Origin of the sequence: Sphingomonas phyllosphaerae (genome assembly GCF_029623345.1) — a bacterium.
GTDB classification, from domain to species: domain Bacteria; phylum Pseudomonadota; class Alphaproteobacteria; order Sphingomonadales; family Sphingomonadaceae; genus Sphingomonas; species Sphingomonas phyllosphaerae_C.
The window spans coordinates 112,502-132,160 of record NZ_JAPYKH010000011.1; the positions used below are offsets into that span (position 1 = coordinate 112,502).

Annotated in this window: 21 protein-coding genes; 19 read left to right on the top strand and 2 right to left on the bottom strand. The window is 68.0% G+C overall.

Going from position 1 to position 19,659, the window contains the following annotated elements:
• Nucleotides 1–61: 61 nt before the first annotated feature.
• From rplO to QBJ89_RS12360, 3 genes are all read left to right on the top strand, one after another.
• Nucleotides 62–595 carry a 50S ribosomal protein L15 gene (gene rplO, locus QBJ89_RS12350; protein WP_277980785.1) on the top strand — a complete coding sequence of 178 codons (534 nt, stop codon included), beginning with the start codon at nucleotides 62–64 and terminating at the stop codon, nucleotides 593–595.
• Between the two features lie 256 nt (nucleotides 596–851).
• Nucleotides 852–2,198, top strand: a complete 1,347-nt coding sequence (secY, locus tag QBJ89_RS12355) for a preprotein translocase subunit SecY (RefSeq protein WP_183921106.1) — start codon at nucleotides 852–854, stop codon at nucleotides 2,196–2,198.
• A 41-nt stretch (nucleotides 2,199–2,239) separates the two neighbouring features.
• Nucleotides 2,240–2,887 (top strand): adenylate kinase, encoded by a 648-nt coding sequence (locus tag QBJ89_RS12360; protein WP_277980786.1) that lies wholly within the window; start codon nucleotides 2,240–2,242, stop codon nucleotides 2,885–2,887.
• On the opposite strand, the gene QBJ89_RS12365 is transcribed toward QBJ89_RS12360, so the two are convergent.
• Complete coding sequence (locus QBJ89_RS12365; RefSeq protein WP_277980787.1) at nucleotides 2,850–3,062, bottom strand: hypothetical protein; 213 nt, start codon at nucleotides 3,060–3,062, stop codon at nucleotides 2,850–2,852. The two genes, QBJ89_RS12360 and QBJ89_RS12365, sit on opposite strands and share 38 nt — an antisense overlap.
• A 526-nt stretch (nucleotides 3,063–3,588) precedes the next feature.
• Between QBJ89_RS12365 and QBJ89_RS12370 the strand changes: the two genes are divergently transcribed.
• From QBJ89_RS12370 to rimM, 10 genes are all read left to right on the top strand, one after another.
• Complete coding sequence (locus QBJ89_RS12370; protein ID WP_277980788.1) at nucleotides 3,589–3,834, top strand: hypothetical protein; 246 nt, start codon at nucleotides 3,589–3,591, stop codon at nucleotides 3,832–3,834.
• Nucleotides 3,835–4,026: 192 nt separating this feature from the next.
• Complete coding sequence (gene rpsM / locus QBJ89_RS12375) at nucleotides 4,027–4,395, top strand: 30S ribosomal protein S13 (protein WP_132909157.1); 369 nt, start codon at nucleotides 4,027–4,029, stop codon at nucleotides 4,393–4,395.
• Nucleotides 4,396–4,500: 105 nt separating this feature from the next.
• Entirely contained in the window at nucleotides 4,501–4,890 is a 390-nt protein-coding gene (gene rpsK, locus QBJ89_RS12380) for a 30S ribosomal protein S11 (protein ID WP_019516037.1), read from the top strand.
• A 92-nt stretch (nucleotides 4,891–4,982) separates the two neighbouring features.
• Nucleotides 4,983–6,047 carry a DNA-directed RNA polymerase subunit alpha gene (locus QBJ89_RS12385; protein WP_183921102.1) on the top strand — a complete coding sequence of 355 codons (1,065 nt, stop codon included), beginning with the start codon at nucleotides 4,983–4,985 and terminating at the stop codon, nucleotides 6,045–6,047.
• A gap of 256 nt (nucleotides 6,048–6,303) precedes the next feature.
• Complete coding sequence (gene rplQ / locus QBJ89_RS12390) at nucleotides 6,304–6,726, top strand: 50S ribosomal protein L17 (RefSeq protein WP_277980789.1); 423 nt, start codon at nucleotides 6,304–6,306, stop codon at nucleotides 6,724–6,726.
• Between the two features lie 119 nt (nucleotides 6,727–6,845).
• Nucleotides 6,846–9,527 carry a valine--tRNA ligase gene (locus QBJ89_RS12395; protein ID WP_277980790.1) on the top strand — a complete coding sequence of 894 codons (2,682 nt, stop codon included), beginning with the start codon at nucleotides 6,846–6,848 and terminating at the stop codon, nucleotides 9,525–9,527.
• Between the two features lie 523 nt (nucleotides 9,528–10,050).
• Complete coding sequence (ffh, locus tag QBJ89_RS12400) at nucleotides 10,051–11,577, top strand: signal recognition particle protein (protein ID WP_277980791.1); 1,527 nt, start codon at nucleotides 10,051–10,053, stop codon at nucleotides 11,575–11,577.
• 97 nt (nucleotides 11,578–11,674) lie between these two features.
• The gene (rpsP, locus tag QBJ89_RS12405) at nucleotides 11,675–12,067 is read left to right on the top strand and encodes a 30S ribosomal protein S16 (RefSeq protein WP_277980792.1); all 393 of its coding nucleotides are present in this window, start codon (nucleotides 11,675–11,677) and stop codon (nucleotides 12,065–12,067) included.
• A gap of 70 nt (nucleotides 12,068–12,137) precedes the next feature.
• The gene (locus QBJ89_RS12410) at nucleotides 12,138–12,290 is read left to right on the top strand and encodes a hypothetical protein (RefSeq protein WP_277980793.1); all 153 of its coding nucleotides are present in this window, start codon (nucleotides 12,138–12,140) and stop codon (nucleotides 12,288–12,290) included.
• Between the two features lie 25 nt (nucleotides 12,291–12,315).
• Nucleotides 12,316–12,759, top strand: coding sequence for a ribosome maturation factor RimM (gene rimM / locus QBJ89_RS12415; protein ID WP_277980794.1), 444 nt, complete (start codon nucleotides 12,316–12,318; stop codon nucleotides 12,757–12,759).
• Between the two features lie 247 nt (nucleotides 12,760–13,006).
• Here the strand turns inward: rimM and QBJ89_RS12420 are convergent, their stop codons facing one another.
• Nucleotides 13,007–13,915 carry an NAD(P)/FAD-dependent oxidoreductase gene (locus tag QBJ89_RS12420; RefSeq protein WP_277980795.1) on the bottom strand — a complete coding sequence of 303 codons (909 nt, stop codon included), beginning with the start codon at nucleotides 13,913–13,915 and terminating at the stop codon, nucleotides 13,007–13,009.
• Between the two features lie 52 nt (nucleotides 13,916–13,967).
• Here QBJ89_RS12420 and QBJ89_RS12425 point away from each other — a divergent pair, with 52 nt between their 5' ends.
• The 6 genes from QBJ89_RS12425 to QBJ89_RS12450 all read left to right on the top strand — a co-directional run bounded on the left by QBJ89_RS12425 (nucleotide 13,968) and on the right by QBJ89_RS12450 (nucleotide 19,615).
• Complete coding sequence (locus QBJ89_RS12425; protein WP_277980796.1) at nucleotides 13,968–14,237, top strand: antitoxin; 270 nt, start codon at nucleotides 13,968–13,970, stop codon at nucleotides 14,235–14,237.
• Between the two features lie 3 nt (nucleotides 14,238–14,240).
• On the top strand, nucleotides 14,241–14,630 hold the full coding sequence (locus tag QBJ89_RS12430; RefSeq protein WP_277980797.1) for a type II toxin-antitoxin system VapC family toxin: 390 nt from the start codon (nucleotides 14,241–14,243) through the stop codon (nucleotides 14,628–14,630).
• A complete protein-coding gene (trmD, locus tag QBJ89_RS12435; protein ID WP_277980798.1) occupies nucleotides 14,627–15,355 on the top strand; it encodes a tRNA (guanosine(37)-N1)-methyltransferase TrmD in 729 nt (242 codons plus the stop codon). Before QBJ89_RS12430 ends, trmD begins: the two co-directional genes overlap by 4 nt.
• Nucleotides 15,356–15,359: 4 nt before the next feature.
• Complete coding sequence (rplS, locus tag QBJ89_RS12440) at nucleotides 15,360–15,746, top strand: 50S ribosomal protein L19 (RefSeq protein ID WP_277980799.1); 387 nt, start codon at nucleotides 15,360–15,362, stop codon at nucleotides 15,744–15,746.
• Between the two features lie 472 nt (nucleotides 15,747–16,218).
• A complete protein-coding gene (locus QBJ89_RS12445; protein ID WP_277980800.1) occupies nucleotides 16,219–18,456 on the top strand; it encodes a S9 family peptidase in 2,238 nt (745 codons plus the stop codon).
• An 85-nt stretch (nucleotides 18,457–18,541) separates the two neighbouring features.
• Nucleotides 18,542–19,615 carry an aspartate-semialdehyde dehydrogenase gene (locus QBJ89_RS12450; RefSeq protein ID WP_277980801.1) on the top strand — a complete coding sequence of 358 codons (1,074 nt, stop codon included), beginning with the start codon at nucleotides 18,542–18,544 and terminating at the stop codon, nucleotides 19,613–19,615.
• Nucleotides 19,616–19,659: the final 44 nt, after the last annotated feature.

Below are 19,659 nucleotides of genomic sequence, written 5' to 3' on the forward strand. Positions count from 1 at the left end.
GGGGGCTAACCGGCCCCCTTCCTGTTTTTCAGCGCGACAGAAGCGAAAGCGAGTGCATATCATGAAGCTCAACGAACTCAGCGACAACCAGGGCGCCCGCCACCGCAAGATCCGCGTTGGCCGTGGCATCGGCTCGGGCAAGGGCAAGACCGGCGGCCGTGGCGTCAAGGGTCAGAAGAGCCGCGAGGGCGTCAGCATCGCCGGCTTTGAGGGCGGCCAGATGCCGCTCCACATGCGGCTGCCGAAGCGTGGCTTCAACAACATCTTCGCCAAGGATTATGCCACGGTGAACCTGGGCGAGATCCAGAAGGCGATCGAGTCGGGCAAGCTGACCGGCACGGATCTCGACCATGCGGCGCTCAAGGCCGCCGGCTTGGCGCGCGGCGGCAAGGACGGCGTGCGGCTGCTCGGCAAGGGCGAGCTGACCACCAAGCTCAACTTCACCGTTGCGGGCGTGTCGGCGTCGGCGCGCGAGGCGGTCGAGAAGCTCGGCGGCTCGGTGACAGTGCCGGAGGTCGTTGCGGCGGCCGACAAGCACAAGGCGAAGCACCGCACCGCGCAGACCGCGCGCAAGCAGGCGCAGACGCAGGCGTAAGCCGCTCCGCTGACCCTGTCCGTCATCCCGGGCGTGCCCGGGGATCCATGCCGACGCGCCTGCAACGTCAGTTGTCGCTCGTGGCGAGATCGATCCCGGATCAGGCCGGGATGACGGACGGGGGGCGATGCATGATGCTCGCGCCGCGCCTGATCCGGTCAGACCGGGTTAGACAAGGCGCCTGATGCGCCTATATGAGCGGCGGGGCGGTCCAAACGCATCCCGCCGTTCTTCGTTTCCAGGATACACCGATACGATGGCATCCGCAGCCGACCAGATGGCGCAGAGCATCAGCCTCGCGAAATTCGCGCAGGCGACCGACCTCAAGAAAAGGCTTTGGTTTACGATCGGTGCGCTGATCGTCTTCCGACTGCTGAGCTACGTGCCGCTCCCCGGAATCGACCCGACCCAGCTTGGCGTGCTCGCCGAGCGGATGAAGGGCGGCGTGCTCGATTTCTTCAACACCTTCTCGGGCGGGTCGCTGTCGCGCGCGTCGCTGATCGCGCTGGGGGTGATGCCGTACATCACCGCCTCGATCGTGGTGCAGCTCGCCACCTCGCTGAGCCCGCAGCTCGCCGCGATCAAGAAGGAAGGCGAATCGGGGCGCAAGAAGCTCAACCAGTACACCCGCTACGGCACGGTCGCGCTGACCGCGGTGCAGGGCTATTTCATCGCGCGCGGGCTCGAGGCCGGCGGCGCGGTGATCGAGCCGGGCATGGTGTTCCGCGTCGGCGCGGTGATCTCGCTGATCGGCGGCACGATGTTCCTGATGTGGCTGGGCGAGCAGATCACCAGCCGCGGCATCGGAAACGGCGTCTCGCTAATCATCATGGCGGGTATCGTCGCGCATCTGCCGACCACGCTGGTCAACCTGCTCGAGGGCGGCCGCTCGGGTTCGATGAACCCGATCTCGGTGGTGCTGATCATCGCGGTAGTGGCGGGCCTGATCCTGCTGATCTGCTTCATGGAGCGCGCGCAGCGCCGCATCCTGATCCAATATCCCAAGCGCCAGACCCAGCGCGGCATGCAGGCGGATCGCAGCCACCTGCCGCTCAAGATCAACACCGCGGGCGTGATCCCGCCGATCTTCGCCTCGTCGCTGCTGCTGCTGCCGCTGACGATCACGCAGTTCGCGGGCAACCGAGTCTCGGGCGAGAGCCGCTTCGGCGACATCCTGATCGGGCTGAACCAATACCTCCAGCACGGCTCGCCGGTGTACATGGCGCTCTATGCCGCGGGCATCATCTTCTTCTCCTTCTTCTACACCGCGGTGGTGTTCAACCCGGAGGAGACGGCGGAGAACCTCAAGCGCTACGGCGGCTTCATTCCGGGCATCCGCCCCGGCAAGAACACCGAGAGCTATTTCGACTATGTGCTGACCCGGATCACGGTGATCGGCGCGGCCTATCTGACGTTCATCTGCGTCGTACCCGAGTATCTGGTGTCGGCGCTGTCGATCCCCTTCTATCTCGGCGGCACCAGCCTGTTGATCGTGGTCAACGTGACGATGGACACCGTCACGCAGATCCAGTCGCACCTGCTGGCGCACCAATATGGTGACCTGATCAAGAAGGCGAAACTGAAGGGCGCGCGCCGCCGCTAAAACGCGGGGCGCGGGACGACGCGACAGGGAGGCGTTATCTCGTGAACATCATTCTGCTGGGGCCGCCGGGGGCGGGCAAGGGCACCCAGGCGCAGCGGCTGGTCGAGGAGCGCGGCATGGTCCAGCTCTCCACCGGCGACATGCTGCGCGCCGCGGTGAAGGCGGGAACCCCGGTGGGGCTCCAGGCCAAAGCGGTGATGGAGGCGGGCGAGCTTGTCTCGGACGCGATCGTCTCGGCGCTGATCGGCGAGCGGATGGACGCGGGCACCGGCACCGGCGCAATCTTCGACGGCTATCCGCGCACCGCCGCCCAGGCCGACGCGCTCGACCTGCTGCTGGACGAGCGCGGCCAGACGCTCGACCATGTCATCGAGCTCGAGGTGAATGAGGACGCGCTCGTCGAACGGATCGTTGGTCGCTTCACCTGTGCGGTCTGCGGGACCGGCTATCACGACACGTTCAAGCGGCCCAAGGTCGAGAATGTCTGCGACGTCTGCGGCGCGAGCGAGTTCAAGCGTCGCCCCGACGATAATGAGCAGACGGTGCGGACTCGCATGGCAGAGTATCGCGCCAAGACCGCGCCGATCATCCCGATCTATGAGTCGCGCGGGCTGGTGCGCCGTGTCGACGGCATGGCCGAGATCGGCCAGGTCACCGCGGCGATCGAGTCGATCCTCGGCGGTCGCTGAGGCGCGGGGCGGCGGGCGCACGGCGCGCGGCGAGTACGATCGCCGCGCTGCCTGCCAGCACCGCCGCAACCATCGCACCGACCGCGAGCAGCCCCGCGGGCGTGACCTCCACCGCCGCTTGCGCACGCAGATGCGACGTCTCGAACGAGGCGTAGGCGCGCTGAAGTTCCTCCATCCCGGATCAACGCATCGACGCGCGGTGGGATGCGCGGGTGCGTACGACGTCCTGCCCCGTAGCGGCGACGCCTGGCCTATGCGGTCGTATTATCACATACATGACCGAAAGTTCATGCGGCTGACACGCTGCGGCAGCGCCGCGGTGGGTAGGAAGCGGGCACGGGCAGCGATGGTCGCCGCCCGATCGCCGAAGACAATACGAACTCGTCACCTTCTCTCCCGGTGGTGACGAGGCCGGCGGAGGGTTCCCTGTCCTCCGCCGGCTCTTCGCGTGTTTGGCAGACGCCGTCGCGGTGCGACCCGCTCGGTTCGTCATTCTCCCGACAGCCGTCATCCTGAACTCGTTGCAGGATTCACCGCTCCGCCGGTATCGCGGCGCGTGGGTAAGCGGCACCGTGGATCCTGAAACGAGCTCAGGATGACGACCGGGGCCAGGGGTGGCTTGCGGCCCATGGTCGTGGTTCGCGCCCGCGCCCAGCACTAGCGCTCTGGCTCCAACGCCCGCGATGCGCCACACCTGCGGCATGGACGCCGTGACCCTCTTCGGCCTGTTCGCCGTCACCTTCATGCTATTGTGCTATATGATGGAGGAGCGCGCGCCGTTTTGGACGCTTCTGTTCGCCTTGGGATGCCTGATGGGCTCCGCGTACGGCTTTCTCCAGGGCGCGTGGCCGTTCGGGCTGGTCGAGCTCGCCTGGGTCGTCGTAGCGCTCCGCAAATGGGCCGCGTTGCGGCGCTTGGCGCGGCGCGACTCGGAACCGCTTGCTTGACAGTGCGTTCCCGCGCCCTTATCCGCCCTTCCTTCCAACCTCTCACTCGTCGGCGTCGCACTCGTGCGCACGTCGCGTTTCCTGCGTTCGGCGGGGAGCGACTCGGGCAGGCGGGGGCGCGGAAGGCAATGCGTTGAGATGGGATGCGTGCAGCCATGCCGCTTCCCGTGGAGCACAGGAGACACATAGCACATGGCACGTATCGCGGGTGTTAACATCCCGACCAACAAGCGCGTGGTGATCGCGCTGACCTACATCCACGGCATCGGTCCGGCCAAGGCCAAGGAACTGACCGAGAAGCTGAACATCACGCCGGAGCGGCGCGTGCAGGACCTGACCGATCAGGAAGTGCTGCAGATTCGCGAGGCGATCGATGCCGGCTACACCGTCGAGGGCGATCTTCGTCGCGAGACCGCGATGAACATCAAGCGCCTGATGGACCTCGCCTGCTACCGCGGCCTGCGTCACCGCAAGGGCCTGCCGGTCCGCGGCCAGCGCACGCACACCAACGCGCGCACCCGCAAGGGCAAGGCGAAGCCGATCGCGGGCAAGAAGAAGTAAGAAAATCGTCCGGGGGACGGTTCTCATCTTCTTCTCCGCCGGAGGCGGGCGCGAGGCTGACAGCCCGCCGGCCTCCGTCTTGGAAATACTGGTCAGGAACACCATATGGCTCAGGCACCGCAGCGCATTCGCCGGCGCGAACGCAAGAACATCACCGCGGGCGTCGCTCACGTGAACGCCAGTTTCAACAACACCATGATCACCATCACCGACGCGCAGGGCAACGCCATCAGCTGGTCGTCCGCGGGCATGATGGGGTTCAAGGGCAGCCGCAAGTCGACCCCTTATGCGGCGCAGGTCGCGGCCGAGGACGCGGGCAAGAAGGCCGCCGAGCACGGCGTCCGCACGCTCGAGGTCGAGGTCAAGGGTCCGGGTTCGGGCCGCGAGTCGGCGCTGCGCGCGCTGCAGGCGGTCGGTTTCCAGATCACGTCGATCCGCGACGTGACCTCGATCCCGCACAACGGCGTGCGTCCGTCGAAGCGGCGTCGCGTCTGATCTGATGTTCTTCGCGTGGCCGCTGACGAGCGGCTGCGTCCATTACCCGGTCGGCGCCCGCCAGCGCCGGCCCAACCCCAGGGGACGAGAGCTTGTCTGTCAACGCAAAGAACTGGCAAGAACTGAAGAAGCCCAACCAGCTCGAGAAGAAGAGCGGTGACGGCAAGCGCAAGGCGACCTTCGTCGCCGAGCCGCTGGAGCGTGGCTTCGGGCTGACGCTGGGCAACGCGCTGCGCCGCGTCCTGCTCTCCTCGCTGCAGGGTGCCGCGGTGACCTCGATCAAGATCGAGAACGTGCTGCACGAGTTCAGTTCGCTCGCGGGCGTGCGCGAGGACGTCACCGACATCGTCCTCAACGTCAAGCAGATCGCGATCCGCATGCAGGGCGAGGGGCCGAAGCGCCTCCAGCTCTCCGCAACGGGCCCGTCCGAGGTCAAGGCGGGCGACATCGCGGTGTCGGGCGACATCGAGGTGATGAACCCCGAGCTGGTGATCTGCCATCTCGACGAGGGCGCGACGCTCAACATGGAGCTCACCGCCGACGTCGGTAAGGGTTATGTCGCCGCGGTCAACAACCGCCCGGCCGACGCGCCGATCGGCCTCATCCCGGTCGACGCGCTCTACTCGCCGGTGCGCCAGGTGTCGTACAAGGTCGACCCGACCCGCGTCGGGCAGGACCTCGACTATGACAAGCTGACGCTGACGATCGAGACCGACGGCACCGTCACCCCCGAGGACGCGGTGGGCTATGCCGGCCGCATCCTGCAGGACCAATTGGCGCTGTTCGTCCACTTCGACGATTCGTCGGTCACGCGCTCGGCCCCGGTCGGCGTCGCGGCCCCGGCGGCGTCGGGCGGCGAGGTCGCGAGCGACACCGCTCAGATCAACCGCTACCTGCTCAAGAAGGTCGACGAACTCGAGCTCTCGGTTCGTTCGGCCAACTGCCTCAAGAACGACAACATCATCTATATCGGTGATCTCGTCGGCAAGACCGAGGCGGAGATGCTGCGGACCCCGAACTTCGGGCGCAAGTCGCTCAACGAGATCAAGGAAGTGCTCTCGTCGATGGGGCTGCGGCTGGGCATGGAGATCCCCGGCTGGCCGCCCGAGAACATCGAGGAAGTCGCCAAGAAGCTCGAGCAGGAGATCATGGGCTGATCCGCTCGCGCATAGCGTGAGCTATGCGCGAAAGGAATAGCCTTGGCCGGCGGGTGCCGCGTCCGGCACCCGACCGACGCCGCGGCTGAGCCGCGGTGCCACCCGGTCTCCTATATCATAGAGGCTCCTGCAGGAGTGACGTGACAACGGTGGGCTCAAACGTCCCCACCAGGCCCGGGGTACCTGAGGGCACCCATCGAAGCGCGACTTCGATGGGACCCGCTCACGGCCCCCTGACGAACGAAAGGAAAGACCCATGCGTCATAGAGTTGGCGGTCGTAAGCTGCAGCGTACCTCGGCCCATCGCCAGGCACTGTTCCGCAACATGTCGGCCGCGCTGATCAAGCATGAGCAGATCACCACTACCGTCGCCAAGGCGAAGGAGCTGCGCCCCTACATCGAGAAGCTGATCACGCTCGGCAAGAAGGGCGGCCTCAGCAACCGTCGTCTCGCCCACGCGCGGCTGCTCGACGACGCGCAGCTGGTGAAGCTGTTCGACGTGCTCGCGCCGCGCTACGCGTCGCGCAACGGCGGCTACACCCGCGTCATCAAGGCCGGCCTCCGCGCCTCGGACGCGTCGCCGATGGCGATCATCGAGTTCGTCGACCGCGACGTCGCCGCCAAGGGCCAGGATTCGGGTCCGGTGATGACCGACGAGGATTTCGACGTCGCCGCCTGATCCAGGCGCGCCGCGAGGCTGACAGCAGGGCCGTCCCGGGAAGCCGGGGCGGCCCTTCTGCCGTTTAAGGCCGCGTCGCGCCCTTTCCTTTTGGCGCGACGCGGGATAGCCGCCGAGCCATGACCGAGCTCGCCAAGACCTTCGACCCCGCCGCAATCGAGCGCCGCTGGTACACGCACTGGGAAGACAAGGGCCTGTTCCGCCCCGATCGCCCCAACGCCGAACCCTGGACGATCGTCAACCCGCCGCCCAATGTGACCGGCTCGCTCCATATCGGCCACGCGCTCGACAACACGCTGCAGGACATCCTGACGCGCCACGCCCGGCTCAGGGGCAAGGACGCGCTCTGGGTGGTCGGCACCGACCATGCCGGCATCGCCACGCAGATGGTGGTCGAGCGCCAGATGGCGGCCCAGGGCGAGAAGCGCACCGACCTGTCGCGCGAGGAGTTCGTCGCGCGCGTCTGGGAGTGGAAGGCGGAGAGCGGCGGCGAGATCACGCGCCAGCTGCGCCGGCTCGGCTGCTCGATGGATTGGGCGAACGAGCGCTTCACCATGGACGAGGGCTTCTCGCGCGCGGTGCTCAAGGTGTTCGTCGAGCTGCACCGGCAGGGGTTGCTCTACCGCGACAAGCGCCTGGTCAATTGGGACCCGGGCCTCGGCACCGCGATCAGCGACCTGGAGGTCGAGACGCGCGAAGTTCGCGGGAGCTTCTGGCGGCTGCGCTACCCGCTCGCCGACGGCTCGGGGGCGATCGAGGTGGCGACGACGCGCCCCGAGACGATGCTCGCCGACATGGCGGTGGCGGTGCACCCCGAGGATGCGCGCTACACCGCGCTGGTGGGCAAGCAGGTGCGGCTGCCGATCACCGGACGGCTGATCCCGATCGTCGCCGACGAGCACGCCGATCCGGCGCTCGGCTCGGGCGCGGTGAAGATCACGCCGGGGCATGACTTCAACGACTTCGAGGTCGGTCGCCGCGCCGGGATCGAGGCGCGCGACATGCTCAACATGCTCGATGCGAAAGCGCGGGTGGTGCAGACCGCGGACGGGCTGATCCCCGAGGCGCTCCTCGGCCTACCCGGCAACGACGCCAAGGCCGAACAGGATGCGCGCCGGCTGGTGGTGGCGCAGCTCAAGGAGGCGGGCGTGCTCATCCCGCACGTCGACAAGGAAGGTGTCGCGCACGACGCCGAGCCGCGCGTGATCCAGACGCCGTTCGGCGACCGCTCGGGCGCGGTGATCGAGCCGTGGCTGACTGACCAATGGTATGTCGACGCGGCGACGCTCGCCAAGCCCGCGATCGGGGCGGTGCGCTCGGGTGCGATCCGGCTGGTGCCCAAGTCGTGGGAGAAGACCTTCTTCAACTGGATGGAGAACATCCAGCCGTGGTGCGTGTCGCGCCAGCTCTGGTGGGGCCACCGGATCCCGGCATGGTTTGACGCCGACGGCCGCGCCTATGTCGCCGAGACCGAGGAAGAGGCGCAGGCCGAGGCGGGCGCGGGGGTGGCGCTGACGCGTGACCCCGACGTGCTCGACACCTGGTTCTCCAGCGCGCTGTGGCCGTTCGCGACGATGGGCTGGCCCGACGCGGCGGATCGCACGCTCGGCGGCCGCTACCCCAATGACGTGCTCGTCTCGGGCTTCGACATCCTGTTCTTCTGGGACGCGCGGATGATGATGCAGGGCATGCACTTCATGGGCGAGGTGCCGTTCCGCACGCTCTACCTGCACGGGCTGGTGCGCGCCGCCGATGGCGCCAAGATGTCCAAGTCCAAGGGCAACACCGTCGACCCGCTGGGACTGATCGACCGCTACGGCGCCGACGCGCTGCGCTTCTTCATGGCGGCGATGGAGAGCCAGGGGCGCGACATCAAGATGGATGAGAAGCGCGTCGAGGGCTATCGCAACTTCGCCACCAAGCTGTGGAACGCCAGCCGCTTCGCCCAGGCCAACGGGATCGGCGGCTCGACCACGCTGGAGCCGCCGCTCGCGGCTAATCCAGTGAACAAGTGGATCGTCGCGGAGACGGTCGCGACGGTGCAGGCGGTCGACCTCGCGCTCGCCGACTATCGCTTCGACGCCGCTGCCAACGCGATCTACCAGTTCGTGTGGAGCCGCTTCTGTGACTGGTATCTGGAGCTGATCAAGCCTGTCTCGAGCGAGGCGGAGAGGGGACAGATCGACGGCGAGACCAAGGCGATCGCGGGCTGGGTGCTCGATCAGATCCTCGTGCTGCTCCATCCCTTCATGCCCTTCATCACCGAGGAGCTGTGGCACGCGCTGGCGCCGCGCGAGCACGAGCTGATCGTCGCGCACTGGCCAATGGCGGACGCGCGCGCGCTCGATCCTGCGGCGAAGCAGGAGGTCGAGCGGCTGATCGAGCTGGTCGAGGCGGTGCGCGGCGCGCGCGCCGAGCTCAACGTTCCACCGGGCACGCGCATTGCGCTCCACACCGGGGCGGGCAGCGTGCCGGCGACGATCGCTCCCTATGTCGAGCGGCTCGCGCGCGTTTCGCTGACGCCCGGCGAGGCGAGCGGTGCGCGCGCGCCGATCCTGTGGGGCGCGGAGACGTTCGCGATCGCGCTGGACGGCGTGATCGACCTGGAGGCGGAGCGCCAGCGGTTGCAGAAGTCGCTGGCGGCCGCGGAGAAGGAGCGCGACTCGCTGGCGGGGCGGCTCGGCAATGCCAGCTTCGTCGAGCGCGCCAAGCCCGAGGCGGTGGAGAAAGCGCGCGCCGACCACGCCGAGAAAGCGGCGGACGCGGAGCGCTTCGCCGCGGCGCTGGCGCGGCTGGGGTAAGGGGAGGAGGCGGGGCCGGCCGCTCCTGCCACCCTCTCGGTGTTATCCCGGCGCAAGCGGAGATCCAGAGACGCTGACGTCACGGCTCTGTTGCGGGCGTCAGCGCGTCTGGATTGCTGCCTTCGCAGGCGATGACGGATGGGGCGGGTACACCTGCTCTCCCCGCATCCCACCGTCGTTCCGGACTTGGTCCGGAATCTACTGCGCCGCGCCCTCAGCAGCCGTGAGGCACGTGGACAGGTGGATCCCGGAAGTCCGGGATGACATTGAACGGGTAGGGAGAGTGGCTGAGCCACGGACGAGAAGTGAGTGGCTAGAGCGGTCACGACTCACGGATAAGCCACTCGTCGGGCGCCGCGCTCATCGTCCGCACCTATCTTGCATCCTGCGCCCACTTCCTCTAACAGCCGCAGCACGTTCCACCGTTGAACGCGATCGACAGGCGCCCATGTGGTGCACGCTGGCCGGCGAGGTTTCGCCCGCCGGCGCTTTTGTGTTTGGCGGCGGATGGGAAGGATACACGATGTTCGATAGCCTCAGCGATCGTCTTGGCGGCGTCTTCGACCGGTTGCGTGGCCGCGGCGCGCTGACCGAGGCGGACGTGCGCGCGGCGATGCGCGAGGTGCGCGTCGCGCTGCTTGAGGCCGACGTCGCGCTGCCGGTCGCGCGCGCCTTTGTCGACGAGATCACTGCGGAAGCGGTCGGGCAGAACGTCCTGCGCTCGGTCACGCCGGGGCAGCAGGTCGTCAAGATCGTCAACGACGCGCTCGTGCGGATGCTCGGCGGCGACGATCCTGCCGGGGCCGAGCTCCAGCTCAACGTCGCGCCACCTGCGGTGGTGATGATGGTCGGCCTTCAGGGCTCGGGCAAGACGACCACTACCGCCAAGATCGCCAAGCGTCTGTCGAGCAGCTCGATGACCGGGCGCTCGGCCAAGAAGGTGCTGATGGCGTCGCTCGACGTCAACCGCCCGAACGCGCAGGAGCAGCTCGCCACACTCGGCACGCAGGTCGAGGTGGCGACGTTGCCGATCGTCGCGGGCCAGCAGCCGGTCGAGATCGCGCGGCGCGCGCTCCAGGCGGCGAAGCTGCAGGGCTTCGACGTGCTGATGCTCGACACCGCGGGCCGTCTCCACGTCGACCAGGCGTTGATGGACGAGATGAAGGCGGTCGCGGAGGTGGCGGCGCCGCAGGAGATCCTGCTCGTCGTCGACTCGTTGACCGGCCAGGACGCGGTCAACGTCGCGCAGAACTTCTCCGAGCAGGTGCCGCTCACCGGCGTGGTGCTCACCCGCATGGACGGCGACGCGCGCGGCGGCGCCGCGCTGTCGATGCGCGCGGTCACCGGCAAGCCGATCAAGTTCGCCGGCGTCGGCGAGAAGCTGGACGCGCTCGAAGCCTTCCACGCGTCGCGCGTCGCGGGTCGCATCCTCGGCATGGGCGATGTGGTCAGCCTGGTCGAGCGTGCCGCCGAGTCGATCCAGCAGGAAGACGCCGAGCGCATGGCGAGCCGGCTCGCCAAGGGCCAGTTCGACATGAACGACCTGCGCGGTCAACTCGCGCAGATGAAGCGTATGGGCGGGCTGGGCGCGCTCGCGGGCATGCTGCCGGGCATGAAGAAGGCGCAGGCGGCGATGGACTCGGTGCCGGGCAGCGACAAGATGCTGGTGCATCTCGACGCGATGATCGGCTCGATGACGGTCAAGGAACGCGCCAAGCCCGAATTGATCAACGCCAAGCGCAAAATCCGCATCGCCAAGGGCTCGGGGACGACCGTGCAGGAGGTCAACAAGCTCCTCAAGATGCACCTCGAAATGTCCACCGCCATGAAGAAGATCAAGAAGATGGGCGGGCTCAAGGGCATGATGGCGATGCTCGGCAAGGGCGGTCTTGGCGGGCTGGGCAATGCCATCGGTGGCGCCGACATGGGCGACATGATGGGCAAGCTCGGTGGTCCGGGCGGTGGTCCGGGGCTGCCCGGACTGCCCGGTGGCGGTCTGCCCGGCAACATCCCCGGCGGCCTGCCGCCCGGGTTCCGGTTCAAGAAGTAACGGTGCGCGTCGCTGCGGCGGCGCCGACGTGACGACATTTACCTAGACGATCCCGGCGCAGGCCGGGGCACAGACAGACAGAAGGAAGACGAACACCATGGCACTCAGCATTCGCCTGTCGCGCGGCGGCTCGAAGAAGCGTCCTTACTACCGCATCGTCGTCGCCGACGCGCGCAGCCCGCGCGACGGCAAGTTCATCGAGAAGATCGGCAACTACAACCCGCTGCTCGGCAAGGACGACGAGAAGCGCATCGTGCTCGACGCCGAGCGCGCCAAGCACTGGCTGGGCATGGGCGCGCAGCCGACGGACCGCGTCGCCCGCTTCCTCGACACCGCTGGCGTGAAGGAGCGCACCGTGCGCAGCAACCCGAAGAAGGGTGAGCCGGGCGAGAAGGCCAAGGAGCGCGCTGAGGAGCGTGCCGAGAAGCTGAAGGCGCAGCAGGAAGCGGCCGCCGCGCCGGCCGAACCCGAGGCGGCGAGCGCCGAATAAGCTGGCCGGGAAGCCGATCGTCCGCTCGTGCGTTTCCTCCGCCTCCATCGAGAGCCGAGAGGATTGCACGATGACGATCGATCCCGACCCGCGCACCGCGCCCGACGACAATGACGACTCGACCACCCAGGACGCCACCAACCAGGGCGTCTCGAGCCAGCAGCCCGCCGAAGGGGACGACGACGCCCCCGCCGGCGGCGCCGGCTCGCCCGACCAGGCCTGATCCGGCGCCGGTCGACCCCGACGCGGTGGTACTCGCCGCCGTGGCGGGGGCGCACGGCATCGCGGGCGAGGTGCGCCTCAAGGTGTTCGCCGAGGCGCTCGACGCGCACCGCACGTTCAACGGCGGTGCGCTCACGCTGATGAAGCTGCGCGACGGCACGATCGCGCGCTTCGCCGAAGTGACCGACCGCACCGCCGCGGAACAGCTCCGCGGCACCTTGCTCACTATCGCGCGCGCGGATTTGCCGCCGCTCGGCGAAGGTGAATATTATCACGCGGACCTGCTCGGTCTCGCCGCGGTCTCGACCGCGGGCGAGACGGTGGGGCGCGTCGTCGCGGTGGAGAATTTCGGGGCGGGGGACGTCATCGAGATCGAGCGCGACGGTGGCAAGCGCTTCATGGTGCCGATCAGCGCAGTGCCCGAGTGGGATCGCGAGCGGCTGGTGGTGGAGGCGGCGTTCGTCGAGTGAGGGGAGGGGGCGTCGTGCTCCTCCTCTTCCTTCCTTCTGCCGTCATCCTAAACTCGTTTCAGGATCCACCGTCCCGCAGGCGCCGTCGCACCTGAGTACGTGGCGCGGTGGATCCCGAAACGAGTTCGGGATGACGGGAGATGGGAGGCGCCTCTCCAAGCACACCGTGCTCCTGCGCACGCAAGCGCCCAGAGCGAACGACGTGCCGCCTCACCACCGTACTGTCCTGCGTTCGCAGGAACACCGTTCACCGCCGCAGCGGCCGCTGCTCCGCGAGCAGGTTGCGGATCGTCGTCGCCGCGACGCCGGCCTCGCCCATGGCGTGGCTGATCTGGTCGAGCCCTTTCACCACGTCCCCTGCCGCGAACAATCCCGGCACGCTGGTGCGCTGATGGTCGTCGACCTCGAGGCATCCGTCCTCGCTCGCGCGCGCGCCCGCCTCGACCGCAAGGTGCGAGCGGATGCGCGAGCCTAGCGCCGGGTAGACGCTGTCGAACGCCATCCGCCCGTGCGCGGTGTCGAGCGCGAACTCGTCGCCCTCGATCGCATAGCCACCGCACGGGCCGTCGACGCGTACCACCCCCGCGTCATCGAGCGCATCGGCGCAGGCGGAGTCGAGCAGATGCTCCGCCTCGGGCGCGATCAGCGTAATGTCGCGCGTGAAGCCGCGCAGGAACAGCGCCTCGCGCATGCCGCGATCGCCGGTGCCGATCACCGCGACGCGCTTGTCGGTCACCTCATAGCCGTCGCACACCGGGCAGTAGCGCAGCAGCCCGCGCGCCAGCGCCGGGTCGTGCACCTCGGGGAGAAGGCCGTGCGGGCGGTGGTTCACCACCCCCGTCGCCAACAGCACGGTGCGCGCGCGGTGGGTGCCGTGATCGGTGGTGGCGACGAAGCCGTCGCCATCTTGCGCCAGCCCGGTGACCTTCGCCGGCTCGCGCCGCGCACCGTACTTCTCTGCCTGGGTAAGCATCAGCCGCAGCAGCTCGGTGCCCGCGATGCCGTCGGGATAGCCGGCGTGGTTGTGTGTGCAGGGGATCATCGCGGCGCGGCTCGACCCTGAGTCGAGTAGCCGGATCGAAAGATGATATCGCGCCAGGTAGATCGCCGCGGTCAGCCCGGCGGGTCCGGCACCAATGATGAGGCAGTCGTCCATCTTGCTGTCGTTCCCGCGTGTATATACATCCCGTGCATACGGGAGATCGGCGATGAGTAACGAATATCGCGCCAAGGTGTTCAAGTCCGGCAATTCGGTCGCGCTACGCCTGCCCAAGGCAATGGGCTTCGAAGAGGGCGACGACGTGACGCTGGTGCCGCACCGCGACGGCTCGTGCACCGTGTGGCGCGACGATCAGGCGGCGGCGGTGCTGGATAATCTCTACGGCGCCTTCTCGCCGGGTTTCATGGCGGAGGGGCGCGGCGAGATCGAGCAGGACGAGCGTGACTGGCGCACCCCCGCCCGCGACACCGCCGCCTGACGTATGTACCTCCTCGACACCAACGTCTGCATCGACTTCGCGCTCGCCCGGAGCGAGCAGCTGCGCGCACGGATTCGTGCGCAGAACGGCCGAAATCTCGCCCTGTCCGCCATCACGTTGGCGGAACTGCGTTTCGGCGCCAACCGCCCCGGCGTGGATGCTGCGGACGAGGCCCGGCTCGACATCTTCGTCGGAGTGCTCGGCGTGCACGACTTCGATTGCGCCGCGGCGGAACGCTACGGCGCGCTCGCGGCCTCTACCCCGCCGCGACGTCACAGCTTCGACCTGCTGATCGCGGCGCACGCGCTGTCGCTCAGTGCCATCCTCGTCACGAACAACGAGCACGACTTCGCCGGCATCCCCGGCCTCGCCGTCGAGAACTGGACCCGATGACCTTTCGCGCCACGATCCTGACGCTCTATCCCGAAACGTTCCCTGGCCCGCTCGGCACGTCGCTCGCCGGGCGCGCGCTGCGTGAGGGGCGGTGGACCTGCGACCCGGTCAACATTCGCGACTTCACCGAGGACCGCCATCGCACCGTCGACGACACGCCGGCGGGCGGCGGCGCGGGGATGGTGCTGCGCGCCGATATCGTCGGCCGCGCGGTCGACGCGCACGCCGACGGCCGCCCGCTGATCGCGCTCACCCCGCGCGGCGCACCGCTGACGCAGCGCCGCGTTCGCGACCTTGCCGTGGGCCCGGGGGCGGTGCTGCTGTGCGGGCGGTTCGAGGGATTCGACGAGCGCTTGTTCGAGGCGCGCGACATCGAGCAGATCTCGATCGGCGACTATATCCTCTCGGGTGGCGAGATGGCCGCGCTGGTGCTGCTGGACGCTTGCGTTCGGCTGATTCCAGGGGTAATGGGCGCGGCTTCGAGCGGGGACGAGGAGAGCTTCGAAAGCGGCCTCCTCGAATATCCGCATTATACCCGACCTGTCGAATGGGAAGGGCGCACGATCCCCGAGGTGCTGCGATCGGGGGATCATGCGAGGATCGCGGCGTGGCGTCAGTCACAGGCCGAGATCGACACACGGCTACGGCGGCCGGACCTATGGGAGCGTCACGAGGGCGCTCGGGTCGGCTCGCCCTCTGGCGCGCGGCACGGAAGTAAGGATTGACGCGATGAACCTGATCCAGACGCTCGAGGCCGAGCAGATCGCCAAGTTTCACGAGACTAAGAAGCTCCCCGACTTCCGTCCCGGTGACACGCTGAAGGTCGGCGTGAAGGTGGTCGAGGGCGAGCGCACCCGCGTCCAGAACTTCGAGGGGGTGTGCATCGCGCGCGCGAACCGGGGCATGGGCTCGTCGTTCACCGTCCGCAAGATCAGCTTCGGCGAGGGCGTCGAGCGCGTCTTCCCGCTCTACTCGCCGAACGTCGATTCGATCGAGGTGGTGCGCAAGGGCGCGGTGCGTCGTGCCAAGCTTTATTATCTGCGTGGCCGCACCGGTAAGTCGGCGCGTATCGCCGAGCGCCGCGACAACCGCCCGCAGGCGCAGGCCGCCGAGTAAGCGACGCCCGGTCCCGACCGGAGCGCGAGGGGCGCGGTGGGAGACCACCGCGCCCCTTTCTCGCTGGTGGGCGCTGGTTCGCCGGCTTGCCGTCGGCGGCGTCATCCTGAGCTTGTCTCACGATCCACCCGTCCACTGGCATCGCCGGCACTTGGGTGCGCGGCACGGTAGATCCTGAGACGAGCTCAGGATGACGGCAGAGTGGAGAGCGCGCCCGTGCCTCTGCCTGACCCCCCGGCGAACGCCGGGGCCCAGGTGGGGAACGCTGCTGATTGCCGCGCGGGCCTTCCCAACTGGACCCCGGCTCCCGCCGGGGCGGGACTCTTCTACCAAGGGAGCGCTCCTCTCGTCGGCGACGGTCCTCCGGGCAAAGAGCCCCCACCACGACAGCAAGGGTGACGCTTTACCTCGCCGCCTCCCGCCGCAATAAGGGCGGCGCGCCCGGCCTTGGGTCGCGATCCCGGAGGAATGGATGCGTTCATGGTTGGCGGTGTTGGCGCTCGCGACGGTAGCAACAGGAGCGCTCGTGGCTGACGCAGCGCACGCGCAGGCGAGCGCAACCAGACCCGCGCCGCAGCGGCTCACGCTCGAGCGCATCTTCGCCGCGCCCGATCTCGGCGGACAGCAACCGCGCTCGCTCAAGCTCTCGCCCGACGGCCGGCTGCTCACCTTCCTGCGCCCACGCGCCGACGACCGCTTCCGCCTCGATCTCTGGGCCCGCGACACTGCCAACGGGCAGGAGCGGATGCTGGTGGACAGCACGCGCGTCGGCAGCGGTGCGGCATTGTCCGAGGCGGAGAAGATGCAGCGCGAACGCGCGCGGATTGGCGCGCTGACCGGGATCATCCGCTACGACTGGTCGCCCGACGGTCGCCAATTGCTCGTCCCCGCCGACGGCGACCTCTATCTCGCCGGGATCGACGGCGCGACGCGGCGGCTCACCGAGGTGAAGGGCGGAGTGCTCAACGGCGAGGTCTCGCCGCGCGGCAGCTTCGTCAGCTACGTGCGCGAGCAGAACCTGTGGCTTCAGCCGCTCGCCGGCGGCGCCGCACGCGCGCTCACCCAAGGTGGGGGCGGGACGGTCCATTTCGGCGAGGCCGAGTTCGTCGCGCAGGAGGAGATGGACCGCCGAACCGGCTACTGGTGGAGCCCGGACGACCGCTATGTCGCGGTCGAGCGGTTCGACGAGGCACCGGTGCAGGTCTTCACCCGCGCTGCGATCGGCGCCGCGGGCACTCAGATCTACCAGCAGCGCTATCCGGCGGCGGGCACGCCCAACGTCGCCGTGGAGCTCCACGTGATGCGCGCCGATGGCAAGGGGCAGGTGAAGGTCGATCTCGGCAACGACCCCGACATCTATCTCGCGCGGGTCGACTGGTTGCCCGACGGCTCGGCGCTGCTCGTCCAACGCGAGAACCGCGCGCAGACCCGGCTCGACGTACTCCGCGTCGACCCTGCCACGGGGAAGGCGACCCCATTATTCAACGAGGCCGCCGCGCCGCGCAGCTGGATCAACCTCACCGACAGCTATCGTGCGCTCGGCGACGGCGGGCTGCTGTGGCGCTCCGAGCGGGACGGCTATGGGCATCTCTGGCTGCTGCGCGGCGGCCAATGGAGTCAGCTGACCAAGGGAGCGTGGGTGGTCACCGGGCTGGTCGCGGTCGACGAGGCTGCGGGCAAAGTCTATTTCATGGCCAACAAGGACGACGTGCTCGAGCAGCAGCTCTACGTCGTCCCGCTCGCGGGCGGCACGCCCGAGCGGCTCACCGAGCGCGGTTGGCAGAACAGCGTCACCGCCGATGCCGCGGCGCAGCGCTTCCTCGTCACCCGCTCCAACCCGAACCAGCCGCCGCAGGTCTATCTCGCCGACGCCGCGGGCAAAAGGCTGGCCTGGGTCAACGAGAACCGGATCGAGGGTGACCACCCTTATGCGCCCTATCTCGCCGCGCACCGCCCGGTGACGTTCGGCACGGTCAAGGCGGAGGACGGCACCGATCTGCATTGGCAGATGGTCACGCCCAAGCTCGAGCCGGGCAAGCGCTACCCGGTGTTCTTCCAGCATTACGGCGGGCCGGGGCCGCAGAATGTCGCGCGCGACTGGAAGAACCCGCTGATCCAGCACATCGTCGATCGCGGGTGGATCTATTTCGAGCTCGACAACCGCGGCTCGGCCAACCGCGGCGTCACATTCGAGAGCGCGATTTGGCACGCGATGGGCACGGTCGAGGTCGCCGATCAGCGCGCCGGTGCGACCTATCTGAAGACACTCGGCTACGTCGACCCGAAGCGGATCGCGACCTACGGTTGGTCCTACGGCGGCTATATGTCGCTCAAGATGATCGAAGCCGATCCCGGCCTCTACGCCGCGGCGATCTCGGGCGCGCCGGTGACCGACTGGCACCTCTACGACTCGCATTATACCGAACGCTACATGGGCGATCCGCGCACCGATGCCGCCGCCTATGACGCGTCCCGGGCGGTGCGCGACCCGAAGCGCATCACCACGCCGCTGCTGCTGCTCCACGGCATGGCCGACGACAACGTCTTCCTCGACAACAGCACGAAGGTGGCGGCGGCGCTGCAGGGCGCGGACATGCCGTTCGACCTGATGTTCTATCCCGGCAAGACCCACTCTGCGGTGCGCGACATCCATGTGTGGACCACGATCGAGCGCTTCCTCGACGCGCACGTCGGCAGCGGACCCAAGTAAAGCTTGCTGTCGCGCGCGCGGCGGGCGCATTAGGGCCGCCGCGGCAGGAGAACGCGCGCACGGAGCGCGCCGGGAAGGACGGACAATGGGTTATCGGGTGGTGGTGGCGGGGGCCACAGGCAATGTCGGGCGCGAGATGGTCAACATCCTCGCGGAGCGCGAGTTTCCCGCCGACGAGATCGCGGTGCTGGCGTCGTCGCGCTCGGTCGGCGATCAGATCGAGTACGGCGACACCGGCCGCATGCTCACCGTCAAGAACATCGAGCATTTCGATCCGACCGGTTGGGACATGGCGCTGTTTGCGATCGGCAGCGAGGCGACTGCGGTGTATGCGCCCAAGTTCGCGGCCGCGGGCTGCACCGTGATCGATAATTCGTCGCTCTATCGCATGGACCCCGACGTGCCACTGATCGTGCCCGAGGTGAACGCGGCGGCGATCGACGGGTATCGCGCCAAGAACATCATCGCCAACCCGAACTGCTCGACCGCGCAGATGGTGGTGGCGCTCAAGCCGCTGCACGACGCTGCGACGATCAAGCGCGTGGTGGTGGCGACCTATCAGTCGGTCTCGGGCGCGGGCAAGATCGGGATGGACGAGCTGTTCGAGCAGAGCCGCAACATCTTCGTCGGCGATCCCGCCGAGCCGAAGAAGTTCACCAAGCAGATCGCCTTCAACGTGATCCCGCACATCGACAGCTTCCTTGACGACGGTTCCACCAAGGAAGAGTGGAAGATGGTGGTCGAGACCAAGAAGATCCTTGGCACCAAGATCAAGGTGGTCGCGACCTGCGTGCGCGTGCCGGTGTTCGTCGGCCATTCCGAAGCGCTCAACGTGGAGTTCGAGAACGAGCTGTCGGCCGAAGACGCGCAGCGCATCCTGCGCGAGGCGCCTGGCGTGATGCTGGTCGATAAGCGCGAGGATGGCGGCTACGTCACCCCGATCGAGAGCGCGGGCGACGACGCCACTTATGTGAGCCGCGTGCGCGAGGACCCGACCGTCGAGAACGGGCTGGCCTTGTGGTGCGTCAGCGACAACCTCCGCAAGGGTGCGGCGCTCAACGCGGTGCAGATCGCCGAGCTGCTCGGCCGCCGCCACCTTAAGAAGGCGGACGAGACGGATGACGCGGCGTTCGACGCGGTGTTCGCCGACGACGAGTGAGCTGATCCGGCGCAAGCTCCTCCCCTGAAGGGGAGGGGGTTGGG

Excerpts from the sequence above, each read along its gene's own strand:
- ffh (WP_277980791.1), top strand. The coding sequence starts at position 10,051 with ATGTTCGATAGCCTCAGCGATCGTCTTGGCGGCGTCTTCGACCGGTTG.
- rplS (WP_277980799.1), top strand. The coding sequence starts at position 15,360 with ATGAACCTGATCCAGACGCTCGAGGCCGAGCAGATCGCCAAGTTTCAC.
- QBJ89_RS12410 (WP_277980793.1), top strand. The coding sequence starts at position 12,138 with ATGACGATCGATCCCGACCCGCGCACCGCGCCCGACGACAATGACGAC.
- QBJ89_RS12395 (WP_277980790.1), top strand. The coding sequence starts at position 6,846 with ATGACCGAGCTCGCCAAGACCTTCGACCCCGCCGCAATCGAGCGCCGC.
- rplQ (WP_277980789.1), top strand. The coding sequence starts at position 6,304 with ATGCGTCATAGAGTTGGCGGTCGTAAGCTGCAGCGTACCTCGGCCCAT.
- QBJ89_RS12420 (WP_277980795.1), bottom strand. The coding sequence starts at position 13,915 with ATGGACGACTGCCTCATCATTGGTGCCGGACCCGCCGGGCTGACCGCG.
- QBJ89_RS12445 (WP_277980800.1), top strand. The coding sequence starts at position 16,219 with ATGCGTTCATGGTTGGCGGTGTTGGCGCTCGCGACGGTAGCAACAGGA.
- QBJ89_RS12450 (WP_277980801.1), top strand. The coding sequence starts at position 18,542 with ATGGGTTATCGGGTGGTGGTGGCGGGGGCCACAGGCAATGTCGGGCGC.
- rpsP (WP_277980792.1), top strand. The coding sequence starts at position 11,675 with ATGGCACTCAGCATTCGCCTGTCGCGCGGCGGCTCGAAGAAGCGTCCT.
- rpsM (WP_132909157.1), top strand. The coding sequence starts at position 4,027 with ATGGCACGTATCGCGGGTGTTAACATCCCGACCAACAAGCGCGTGGTG.
- QBJ89_RS12430 (WP_277980797.1), top strand. The coding sequence starts at position 14,241 with ATGTACCTCCTCGACACCAACGTCTGCATCGACTTCGCGCTCGCCCGG.
- trmD (WP_277980798.1), top strand. The coding sequence starts at position 14,627 with ATGACCTTTCGCGCCACGATCCTGACGCTCTATCCCGAAACGTTCCCT.
- secY (WP_183921106.1), top strand. The coding sequence starts at position 852 with ATGGCATCCGCAGCCGACCAGATGGCGCAGAGCATCAGCCTCGCGAAA.
- QBJ89_RS12365 (WP_277980787.1), bottom strand. The coding sequence starts at position 3,062 with ATGGAGGAACTTCAGCGCGCCTACGCCTCGTTCGAGACGTCGCATCTG.
- rpsK (WP_019516037.1), top strand. The coding sequence starts at position 4,501 with ATGGCTCAGGCACCGCAGCGCATTCGCCGGCGCGAACGCAAGAACATC.
- QBJ89_RS12370 (WP_277980788.1), top strand. The coding sequence starts at position 3,589 with ATGGACGCCGTGACCCTCTTCGGCCTGTTCGCCGTCACCTTCATGCTA.
- QBJ89_RS12425 (WP_277980796.1), top strand. The coding sequence starts at position 13,968 with ATGAGTAACGAATATCGCGCCAAGGTGTTCAAGTCCGGCAATTCGGTC.
- rplO (WP_277980785.1), top strand. The coding sequence starts at position 62 with ATGAAGCTCAACGAACTCAGCGACAACCAGGGCGCCCGCCACCGCAAG.